Below are 6,669 nucleotides of genomic sequence, written 5' to 3'. Positions count from 1 at the left end.
AGTCCTGGTATTTTCCGGCCATCGCCTGCCTGGCCTGGTTCAGACTTTCAAAAGCCTTGAACTCGGCCCCCACAAAACCCTTGACCTGGGCCTCGGCTTCCGGCCATGAGGAGAATATCCCGGTTTTGCGGCCTTTCCAGACCACGTAATACCTGTTCTTGATCTTCGCCATTCGGGTGATGAGTGTACTGTAAAAGGCCCCTCGAGGTTCGTCGGGCCCCGCCAGTCTATGCCACTGAGGGCTAGCCCACCGCCAGGTTCTTTTTGAGCCGGCCAAAATACTGCTTGCGAAACTTGGCGACCTTGGGGCCGACCACCCATGCACAGTAGGGCTGGTCGGGGTTGCGCTTGAAATACTTCTGATGGTAGTCCTCGGCAGAGTAGAACGTGTCGAAGGCGGCCAGTTCGGTCACGATGGGGTTATCCCAAACCCGGGCCTGGGCAAAGGCCTCCATCACCCCCTGGGCCACCGCTTTTTGTTCGGGTGAGTGATAGAAAATGGCCGAGCGGTACTGCGGCCCCACATCGTTTCCCTGGCGGTTCAGGGTGGTGGGGTCGTGGATGGTAAAGAAGATTTCCAGAATTTCCCGATATGAAATCACACTGGGGTCGAACGTCACCTGCACCACCTCGGCGTGGCCGGTCTGTTTGCCACACACCTCCTCGTAGGTAGGGTTGACCACATGCCCCCCCGAATACCCCGAAACCACACTGGTCACACCCTTTAGCTCGTCATATACCGCCTCGAGGCACCAAAAACATCCGCCCCCCAGGGTTGCGACTTCCAGGTTTTGATCCATACCTTCTTATTTTGGTTGAACTCGAACAATACGATGTAAGGTAAATGACCTTGTCCAAAATCATTTCTTAACTCTGAATCTATATGCTATTGGCTCGATCCGAAACTCCGAGACCAACTCAGTAAAACTATGGCTATGGATTTTTGGAGATATTTTGAGCACATCGGTAACAATGCATATCCTAAAGCGGCTCTCTCTAGAAGCATACTGATATTCATTCGCTGTCAAGGTGAAATCTTTTTCAACACCGCTTAAGCCCTTCACTTCGACATGTTCTTCTAGTCGACCTTTCCGACATAACAGGTCATAGCCTTTTCTTTCATTCTCAACCGACTTTACTATCCAGCCATTAGACTTATATTTTTTCGATACCAACTCGACAGCCCGTTTCTCAACCAATCTCTTATCCAGAGGATCTCCCGAGCCATCTCCAATGATTGGAATGCCTGAAGCGCTTTCCTTCCGCATACGCTTTCCTTTTAACAAGCCTTCAAACTTAGAAGCAAATTTTGGATGGATAACTCTAAGCCCAAAACTGAAATTCGCTTGGTTTCTCAAGAATTCCTTTAACCAAGGTAGATCGTTGAGCTTGATCGGCGGATCAATGATTGCTCTTGAGGTACGCTCCGAGCCATACACGACATTCTTGAAATAGTCATCCTCGTTTTCATCAATGACATCAGCAACAAACCACGAGCACAAGTAATACTCTCGAGGTCGACCTATACCAGCGATAATCCAAACTTTATTTCCAAGAATCTTATCAACATTCTTTGAAGTGCCGACAGAAAATTCATCAGCTTCCTTGTACGAGTAGCCCATTCTTTCTTCATTGTGGTAACACACATAATGTCTCATGCCAAGCGAATCAGCAAACCGGTCTTTGATTCTTTTTTGAAGGGAATTGGCCTTGATCATGTGTCTAAGCTCCTTAGCCACCGTAGTTCGCTCTTGTACTTAGGCGTCTACCTCTGCCTGATGAGCAAGATAATAACTCAAACCCCGGTGCAAATCTGCCGGTTTGAGTGACGCACAGTTGGAACAGTGTCCTCGCACCTTAAATTACAGGGTAACACTCTCTACAAGGCCAGCACCCTGGCAAGTTCGTACTTCTTGCGGTTGATATCCTTGCGCTTCTCGATGGCTTCCCGGAAGGGTGTGAGACGAATTTCATCGTTTACCTCGCCAATCGCCACCCCACTGGCTCCACTCATCAGGGCTTCCACGCAGGCTGCACCCAAGCGGCTGGCCAGCACACGGTCTTTGGCGGTGGGGCTGCCACCGCGCTGGATGTGGCCCAGGATGGTTACTTTACCTTCGATGCCCGAGGATTGCTGCACATCGTTGGCCAGGGCCACCGCACCCCCCTCGTACCCGCCTTCGGCCACCACCACAATCGAGGACTTCTTTCCCTTGGCCGCCGAACCAACAATCACCCCGGCACACCCCTGGGCGCTGATGGGGTCTTCGGGCAGCACAATCACTTCCGCGCCCCCCGCAATACCCACTTCCAGGGCGATGAAGCCTGCATGACGGCCCATCACCTCGATAAAGAAGACCCTCGAGTGGCTGGCGGCAGTATCGCGGATGCGGTCTATGGCATCCAGGGCGGTATTGACCGCCGTATCGAAGCCGATGGTGTAATCGGTGCCAAAGAGGTCGTTGTCTATGGTTCCAGGCGCACCCACCACCGGGATCTGGTGCTCGGCGATCAGTCTGGCCGCTCCGGCATAGGTTCCGTTGCCCCCAATGGCAACCACCCCCTCGATTCCAGCCCTTTTCAGGTGTTCGGCAGCCGTCGCCCGGCCCTCTGGGGTCATGAAATCCTTGCTACGGGCAGTGAGTAGAATAGTGCCGCCCCGCTGCAAGGTATTGGCCACATCTCGAGGCCCCAGGGGCACAAAGTCGCCCTCGATCATGCCCTGGTAGCCACCCCGGACGCCGATAACTTCCAGGCCATGAGCCACACCATCGCGCACCACCGCCCGGATGGCCGCGTTCATGCCGGGCGCGTCGCCCCCACTGGTAAAAACCGCTATTCGCTTCATCCAAACCAAACTCCATAAGCAGAACTTTCCCTGCACAGACCCAGGGGTCGAAAGCCAAAAACTGCCTGTTAGTTTACTCAGAAAGGTGATGATTGTGTCATCCGGATCCAGCCTATCGCGCTATTCCCGGCTGCTGCCCGGATAAGACCGCCGTTCTGTTCGGGATGAAAAATTAGGCCGAAGAGAGTTTGATTTTTGCGAAGAGCACTCTATTTCGACGAATCCGGCGGGTGAACCAGCGCATAGGCCTGGTTGCGGGGAATCCCAGCCTCGGTCAAGGCCTTGACCAGTTCTTTGCCTTTTAGCCCCTGCCCCTTTAGCTGTGTCAGCAAGTCTTCAGCTATAGGCTTTTGGCCTTCGGCCTTCGTCGCCTTTGGCCCCAGCACCACCACAAACTCTCCCCTGGGTTCCTTGAAATATTCCAGCGCATTACCCAGGCTGCCGCGCCAGATTTCTTCATGGAGTTTGGATAGTTCACGGGCTAATGCCACCGGGTGCAGGGGGCCGTAGACCTTGATTAGGTCACTGAGGGTATCGCGCAAGCGGTGGGGGGCTTCGTAGAGTACCACCGTCCGACCCACCGAAACCTGTTCCAGCCGCTCCCTGCGCTCTGAGCTCTTCTGGGGCAGGAACCCCTCGAAAGCAAAGCGGGCAGCCGGCAGGCCCGAGGCTACCAGGGCCGGAATGAGTGCGGTAGCACCCGGCAGAACCTCTACCTTCCAGCCCTCCTCGAGGGCCAGTGCCACCAGCTCGGCCCCAGGGTCGGAAATACCGGGGGTGCCGGCATCGGTCGCGTAGGCCACCTGTTCGTAGCCTTCCAAAAGCCGCCGGGCATTGCTCACGGTGGGCTGGTCGAGCCGCACCATCGGCCTGGAAATACCAAAGTGTTTGAGCAAGATTCCGGTGCGCCGGGTATCCTCACAGGCGACTACCTCGGCTTCCCTGAGTGCCCGTAGCGCCCTCAAGGTGATGTCCTCGAGGTTGCCGATGGGAGTTGGAACCAGCACCAGCCGCATCAACCCAGTGTAACCGCTACTTCCTGTGCGGCCCGTTGCCCCGAGCGAATTGCCCCTTCCACATACCCCGTCCAGACCGTAGCGGTCTCGGTTCCCGCCCAGTGAATTCGCCCCACCGGCTCGCGCAGGGCCTGGCCGTAGCGGGTCATCACCTGCGGTGGCATATAGCCCTCGTAGCAACCCCGGCTCCAGGGCTCGGTTGTCCAGTCGTGGTCGGCGTAGTCCAGGGGATGGGCGGCCTCCGGGCCAAAGAAGCGAACCATGCAGTGCAAAAACTCGACCCGGCGCTCCTGCGGCGTTCGGGCACTCCACACTCTGGCTGCGGCCCCATCAATAAAGCCCACCAGGATGCCCGCACTGCCATCTGGTGGGCTCAGGTCGAACACCGGGCTGACCACTGCCGTATCGCTGATGGCCTCGCCGGAAAGCCCCTTCTCGCGCCAGAAAGGCTTTGGATAGACGGCAAAGCACTTGATCACCGACCCCATCGGCATCGAGACCTGAAGCTTCTGGCGCCGGTCTGGAAGGGCTGGGCTAAACGCAATTTCGGCAGCCAACAAAGGTGGAACGGCCACAATCACCCGCCGGGCCTGCCAGCGGCCTCCATCAGTGTAGACCGTGACCGATTCGGCTTCCTGCACAATGGATTTGACGGGCGCAGACAGCGCCAGGTTGACCCTTAGCAAGTCTCCCAGTCTCTGGGCCAGGCCGTGCATCCCACCCTCGAGGCGGTCTTGCTGGGCACCGCTTTTTACCTCAGCCAGGCCCTCCAACGAACCTGCGGCCCGAATGTAGGAGAGAAAATACAGCAACGAGACTTCCCGGGGCTCCGCGCACAAAATGGCTCGGGTGGCAATATCAAACACCCGGCGGGCTGCCTCCGACGAGATCCTGGCTTGCCAGTCCGCTACGGTTTGGGCATCCCAGGTTGTAGCCTCTTTGGCCTGCCAGGGAGCCTCCAGAGGCAGTTGCCGGGCCATTTTGTTGAGGTTGGAAATGGCCACCCCCGCCTCCCAGGCCGCCCGCAGCCCAATGGGCGGAATCAGACCCCGGTAGGCTTTGCGTTGTCCCCCTATTTCCAGTACCCGCCGTCCGGCAGCGTACTGTGAAATCAAACCCACCCCAAACTCCGCAGCCAGAGCGTCCAGCATGGTCTGGGTAGGGCCTCGCCAGGTACCGCCGAAATCCACCCAGATCCCTCCCACACGTCCGGCTCGAACCCGTCCCCCCACCCGGTCACGGGCCTCGAGCACCACCACCTGGTAGCCCCGCTGCAACAACTCCCTGGCCGCTACCATCCCGGCGAACCCGGCCCCGATCACCACCACATCGGTCATGATCCCAGCGTAGAAGATTGCCCCTTTCCACGCGTGAGAAGTCGGCGGTGGAAGGCCACAAACCGATACAAAAAAGCTGTCTCACACAAGCGTTCTTGCCAGGGTGTAACATTCTTCCAGTGTTCACTCGAGCCATCCGCCTGCCTTTCCGGTTGCTGGGGATTCCGGTCTCCCTCGACCTGAGTTTTCTGATCGTGCTGCCGCTGTTCGCTTTTCTGATCGGCAGCCAGCTTCCGGTCTACCTGCGGTTGCTACAGATCAGCCCTGACCCGGCTCTGGTAGACGGCCTGACCCCCTACCTGCTGGGCCTGCTGGCGGCCATCGGACTGTTTATCAGTGTGCTGATCCACGAGCTAGGCCATGCCCTCACCGCACGGGGCTATGGGGTGCAGACCCGCGAGATTACCCTGTGGCTGTTGGGCGGGGTAGCCCAGCTCGAGCAGATGCCCCGCACCAGGGGGGCCGAGGCCGTCATCGCCATCGCTGGCCCCATCGTGAGTGTGTTGCTGGCTGGTTTTTTTGGTCTACTGCGGGGGGTTGTTCCGCCAGAGGCCGCCGGGGGCCAGTTTCTGCTGGGCTATCTGAGCCTCATCAACCTGAGCCTGGCCCTGTTCAACCTGCTCCCAGCCCTGCCCCTCGATGGAGGGCGGATTTTGCGCAGCCTACTGGCGCTCTACTACCCCCACCTCGAGGCCACCCGCACGGCCACCATCATTAGTAAATTGCTGGCCTTTGCGCTGGGCCTGCTGGGACTGCTGATTGGTAATCTCTTCCTGATCCTGATTGCTTTCTTTATCTTTATCGCTGCCAGCGCCGAAGCCGAGCAGGCCGTGCTTAGCCGCACCCTCGAGGGCCTGGTGGTGCGCGACCTGATGACCCGCGAGGTGAGCTGGGTTCCTCCCCATCTGAGTGTGGGGGGGCTACTCGAAAAGATGAAGCTCGAGCGGCATGTAGGCTACCCTGTGCTGGAAGACGGGCGGCTGTTGGGCTTGATTGGACTGGAAGACCTGCAAGATGCCACACTCAACACACCGGTGCGAGAACGGATGCGCCCTCCCCTGCTGGCCGAAGAGCAGACCACTGCTCTCGAGGCTCTGCAACGCATGGCCGAGAAGGGATTCTCGAGGCTTCTCATCACCGACGCTTACGGCAACCTGGTGGGTATCCTGAGCAAAACCGATCTATTACGAGCACTCCAACTGCGCTCGGCTCATCTGAGCCTATCGGGTAAGTCGGACTCGAGCACGGATAGGGCTTGACAGCTTGCGGAGCAGTCGGTACACTTCTCGTTGCGCTGCCGCAAGGTGGCCAAGCATCTTGACAAAGAAAGATCAGCAGAAAATACGATGTACACGTCGTTTTCTCGGACGTTCTAAACGAGAATCAAGACCTTTGATACAGGTCTACTCAGATTCGCCGCTCGCGGCGAACACTTATGGAGAGTTTGATCCTGGCTCAGGGTGAACGC

General features: G+C 57.7%; 7 protein-coding genes. 1 reads left to right on the top strand and 6 read right to left on the bottom strand.

What is annotated here, in order from left to right:
* The 6 genes from Q0288_RS01205 to Q0288_RS01180 all read right to left on the bottom strand — a co-directional run.
* A partial coding sequence (locus tag Q0288_RS01205) for a viroplasmin family protein (RefSeq protein WP_299425908.1) occupies positions 1 to 172 on the bottom strand: 172 nt, incomplete at its 3' end.
* Positions 173 to 242: 70 nt separating this feature from the next.
* Complete coding sequence (gene msrA, locus Q0288_RS01200; protein WP_299425905.1) at positions 243 to 800, bottom strand: peptide-methionine (S)-S-oxide reductase MsrA; 558 nt, start codon at positions 798 to 800, stop codon at positions 243 to 245.
* Between the two features lie 60 nt (positions 801 to 860).
* Entirely contained in the window at positions 861 to 1,718 is an 858-nt protein-coding gene (locus tag Q0288_RS01195; protein WP_299425902.1) for a DUF3883 domain-containing protein, read from the bottom strand.
* Positions 1,719 to 1,879: 161 nt separating this feature from the next.
* Positions 1,880 to 2,848, bottom strand: a complete 969-nt coding sequence (gene pfkA / locus Q0288_RS01190) for a 6-phosphofructokinase (protein ID WP_299425898.1) — start codon at positions 2,846 to 2,848, stop codon at positions 1,880 to 1,882.
* A gap of 209 nt (positions 2,849 to 3,057) precedes the next feature.
* On the bottom strand, positions 3,058 to 3,864 hold the full coding sequence (gene rsmI, locus Q0288_RS01185) for a 16S rRNA (cytidine(1402)-2'-O)-methyltransferase (protein WP_299425895.1): 807 nt from the start codon (positions 3,862 to 3,864) through the stop codon (positions 3,058 to 3,060).
* The gene (locus Q0288_RS01180; RefSeq protein ID WP_299425892.1) at positions 3,864 to 5,201 is read right to left on the bottom strand and encodes a flavin monoamine oxidase family protein; all 1,338 of its coding nucleotides are present in this window, start codon (positions 5,199 to 5,201) and stop codon (positions 3,864 to 3,866) included. The genes rsmI and Q0288_RS01180 overlap by 1 nt, the downstream gene beginning before the upstream one ends.
* Positions 5,202 to 5,320: 119 nt before the next feature.
* Between Q0288_RS01180 and Q0288_RS01175 the strand changes: the two genes are divergently transcribed.
* The gene (locus Q0288_RS01175) at positions 5,321 to 6,460 is read left to right on the top strand and encodes a site-2 protease family protein (RefSeq protein ID WP_299425889.1); all 1,140 of its coding nucleotides are present in this window, start codon (positions 5,321 to 5,323) and stop codon (positions 6,458 to 6,460) included.
* The last annotated feature ends 209 nt before the right edge of the window (positions 6,461 to 6,669 follow it).

The organism is uncultured Meiothermus sp., from assembly GCF_937863175.1.
Lineage (GTDB): Bacteria > Deinococcota > Deinococci > Deinococcales > Thermaceae > Meiothermus.
This window is presented reverse-complemented; position numbering and strand designations above follow the sequence as displayed.

What these genes read in the sequence shown, in the direction of transcription:
- msrA (WP_299425905.1), bottom strand. Translation starts at nt 800, where the DNA reads ATGGATCAAAACCTGGAAGTCGCAACCCTGGGGGGCGGATGTTTTTGG.
- Q0288_RS01195 (WP_299425902.1), bottom strand. Translation starts at nt 1,718, where the DNA reads ATGATCAAGGCCAATTCCCTTCAAAAAAGAATCAAAGACCGGTTTGCT.
- pfkA (WP_299425898.1), bottom strand. Translation starts at nt 2,848, where the DNA reads ATGAAGCGAATAGCGGTTTTTACCAGTGGGGGCGACGCGCCCGGCATG.
- rsmI (WP_299425895.1), bottom strand. Translation starts at nt 3,864, where the DNA reads ATGCGGCTGGTGCTGGTTCCAACTCCCATCGGCAACCTCGAGGACATC.
- Q0288_RS01180 (WP_299425892.1), bottom strand. Translation starts at nt 5,201, where the DNA reads ATGACCGATGTGGTGGTGATCGGGGCCGGGTTCGCCGGGATGGTAGCG.